Origin of the sequence: Billgrantia lactosivorans (assembly GCF_003254665.1) — a bacterium.
Lineage (GTDB): Bacteria > Pseudomonadota > Gammaproteobacteria > Pseudomonadales > Halomonadaceae > Halomonas > Halomonas lactosivorans.
In genome coordinates this window covers 1-2,918 of sequence record NZ_QHGY01000027.1, presented here as the reverse complement: position 1 = coordinate 2,918, position 2,918 = coordinate 1, and the positions used below count along the sequence as shown (strand labels likewise).

Annotated in this window: 3 protein-coding genes and 1 pseudogene; 2 read left to right on the top strand and 2 right to left on the bottom strand. The window is 62.5% G+C overall.

Features of this window, described 5'->3' with window-relative positions; genetic code table 11:
• Both DIS04_RS20200 and DIS04_RS20195 read left to right on the top strand, forming a co-directional pair.
• Positions 1-913 (top strand): sigma-54 interaction domain-containing protein (locus DIS04_RS20200; RefSeq protein WP_162623138.1); only part of this gene is annotated, 913 nt, incomplete at its 5' end.
• Positions 906-1,985 carry a transporter gene (locus DIS04_RS20195; protein ID WP_245904667.1) on the top strand — a complete coding sequence of 360 codons (1,080 nt, stop codon included), beginning with the start codon at positions 906-908 and terminating at the stop codon, positions 1,983-1,985. The genes DIS04_RS20200 and DIS04_RS20195, both read left to right, overlap by 8 nt.
• A gap of 61 nt (positions 1,986-2,046) precedes the next feature.
• Here DIS04_RS20195 and DIS04_RS20190 read toward each other — a convergent pair whose 3' ends face one another.
• Both DIS04_RS20190 and DIS04_RS20185 read right to left on the bottom strand, forming a co-directional pair.
• Complete coding sequence (locus DIS04_RS20190; RefSeq protein WP_111415584.1) at positions 2,047-2,682, bottom strand: hypothetical protein; 636 nt, start codon at positions 2,680-2,682, stop codon at positions 2,047-2,049.
• Positions 2,683-2,685: 3 nt separating this feature from the next.
• Positions 2,686-2,918 (bottom strand): annotated as a pseudogene (locus tag DIS04_RS20185) (peptidase C39); the annotation flags it as partial.

Below are 2,918 nucleotides of genomic sequence, written 5' to 3'. Positions count from 1 at the left end.
CCCTGTCTTCATCACCGGTGAATCGGGAACCGGCAAGGAACTTGCCGCCAGGGGTATCCACGAGCTTTCTTCCCGTGCCCATGCCCCGTTCGTCGCCATCAATTGCGGCGCCCTTCCGCCCAACCTGATCCAGTCCGAGCTGTTCGGGTTCGAGAAGGGTGCGTTCACGGATGCGCATTGCCGACGCATGGGAAAAATCGAGGCCGCCGCCGGAGGCACGCTGTTTCTGGATGAGATCAGTGAGCTGCCTTACGATCTCCAGGCGACCTTCCTGCGTTTCATCGAGAGCCAGAGCTTCTTCCGCCTGGGTAGCCGCAAGGAAACCAAGGCAGACGTGCGCATCGTCGCGGCGACAAACAGGCATGTACCCACCCTCGTGGAAGAGGGACGTTTCCGGCTCGATCTCTTCTATCGCTTGAATGTGCTAGAGATCAGAATTCCGCCACTGCGCGACAGGAAGGAGGACATCAAGCCACTCGTCGAACTCTTCTTCGAGCGATTCAAGCAGTACAGGCCGGAAGGGCTGTTGGGGTTCAGTCCACAAGCCATGGCACTCCTGCAGAACCATGACTGGCCGGGCAACATACGCGAACTGATGAATACGGTTTGCCGCGCCATGCTCATGTCCAACCCTCCCTACATCGAGGCCGAGGACATACCCATCGGGATCCCAGGCAAGCCTCTTCAGCCACCTACTCTGGAGGAAATCCGCGATCAGGCGGAACGCGACACCATCCTCAGTGCCCTGAAGCGTAACCGGCACAACATTGCGCGCGCCTCGCGGGAGCTCGGGGTCTCTCGCGTCACGCTCTACCGCTTGCTGGACAAGTATGACATCCAGCGCATCAACGACCGACATCAATCATCACGGTTCCCCGGAACCAGGACATCAAGGGAAGAACAACATGACTAGAATGCATGCCCTTCTGGTACCCACCGCGCTGTGCCTGGCGCTGTCCCAGGTCGCCCTGGCCCAGGAAACCGACGCTCCGGGCGGCGTCACGTCACCGGTGGGCCAGGCGCCGGTCGAGGCACCTCCCGAGCAACCTGAAGTCCAGGCCATCGCCGACATCGGCGGCGTACTGACGCCACGCGGTCGGCTGGTGCTCGAACCCTCGCTGCAGTACTCCCACTCGGGCGTCAATCGCCTCACCTTCCGTGGCGTCGAGATCCTCAGCACCCTGCTGATCGGGGTGTTCAGCGCCGAGGAGGCCGAGCGGGATATATGGACCGCCTCTCTCACCGGTCGCCTGGGGGTCACCGACCGGCTGGAGATGGAGCTCAAGGTGCCCTATGTCTATCGCGACGATACCGTGCGAGCCACCGTGCCCACGGTAGGAAATGACAGCTTCGACATCGACCGCGACCTGTCCGGGAACGGGCTGGGCGATATCGAGGTCACCGCCCGCTACCAGCTCAACCGCGGCCACAACGGCTGGCCCTTCTTCGTCGGCAACCTGCGCTACAAGAGCGTCACCGGCGACGGTCCCTTCGATATCGCTCGTGACGCCGACGGCATCGAGCAGGAGCTCGCCACCGGCTCCGGTTTCCATGCCATCGAGCCCAGTGTCACCGCCCTCTTTCCCTCCGACCCGGCGGTGTTCTTCGCCAACCTCGGCTATCTCTACAACATGAGCGATGACGTCAATTCCCGGATCACCGATGAGATACGTATCGGCGAGGTCGATCCGGGCGATGCGGTACGGCTCAGCTTCGGCATGGCCTACGCCATTAACCCGCGGGCCTCCTTCACCCTGGGGTTCAAGAACGATTTCATCGCCAAGACCAAGACCGAATACTTCGACGACGATGCCAGAACGACGCAGAGCTCACGCTCGCTCAACGTCGGCTCGCTGCTGCTGGGCTGGTCCTACCAGTTGAATCAGGACGTCTCGGTCAACCTCGGCCTGGAGTTGGGCGTGACCGACGACGCCCCCAATACCGTGTTGACGCTGCGGGTACCGTTCGGCTCCAACGTATTCTGAACATGAGGGCAGGCCCGGTGTTCAGCACCGGGCCTGCACGAGTCGATAGGCATTCTGGCGTCTAGCGGGCCAGGGAATCGGTAATGGACTGTCGTTGCTGGGCCGCTTGCAGGGCGGGCAGGTTGTTCACCTGCACGCCAATGTCGAGACGCTGCTGGATGTCCCGCTGCGAGGCATTGCTGACCACACTGCCGAGGATGGCGTCCTTCGTCACCGAGTGGAACATCGAAGTGAACCCCTTGCTGTCGTTCACCACCAGGCCAGGAAGACCCTGCATCCCGGCCAGGTTGATGCCGTTAGGCGTCAGCTCCATGATGGTAGTGCCGCTGCCATGCCCGACCTGGCTGACGACCTGGCCATCGACGCCACCGTGCTGGGTAACGGTCTGGGAAACGATGTCCGTCCCTGCCCCGTTGATGACGAATACGGTATCCATACGTACGTTGTCCACCACGGTTTGCAGCGTGGCCCCGAAACTCATGTCGAGCCCGGCCAGTTGATAGCCGCCACGCAACGTGGCGAGCTCCGCCTCCGCGAGCGGTGCGAGGCGCGAAAAGTCGGCTGCCTGCAGCGTGGCACTGGCCATCCACAGCGACACCACGCACATGCCGCCGCATGTGAAGCCGATGAGGTGCCGCCGAGCTGCGATCCCCCGGCACTCGGTGGACCGTCGTGACATGATCCGATGCTTGCTCATCCGTTATCGCCCCAGTTCGTTGATTGCCGGCAGCGTCAGCAGCATCGACGCCACGTCGGCACGGTCGACGCCATTGCCGACGGGGGCCGATGGACGTATCTGCCAGTCACGCTCATGGTTGAAGTTGGCCTTGGCGATTTCCACCTCGGCGCGTGCACCCAGCACCAGGCCGCTCCAGATCGATTCGAAATGCGCCCTGGGAATCGCCACGGTGCCCACGGCGGGGTCCCCCAGCA

Excerpts from the sequence above, each read along its gene's own strand:
- DIS04_RS20195 (WP_245904667.1), top strand. The coding sequence starts at position 906 with ATGACTAGAATGCATGCCCTTCTGGTACCCACCGCGCTGTGCCTGGCG.
- DIS04_RS20190 (WP_111415584.1), bottom strand. The coding sequence starts at position 2,682 with ATGAGCAAGCATCGGATCATGTCACGACGGTCCACCGAGTGCCGGGGG.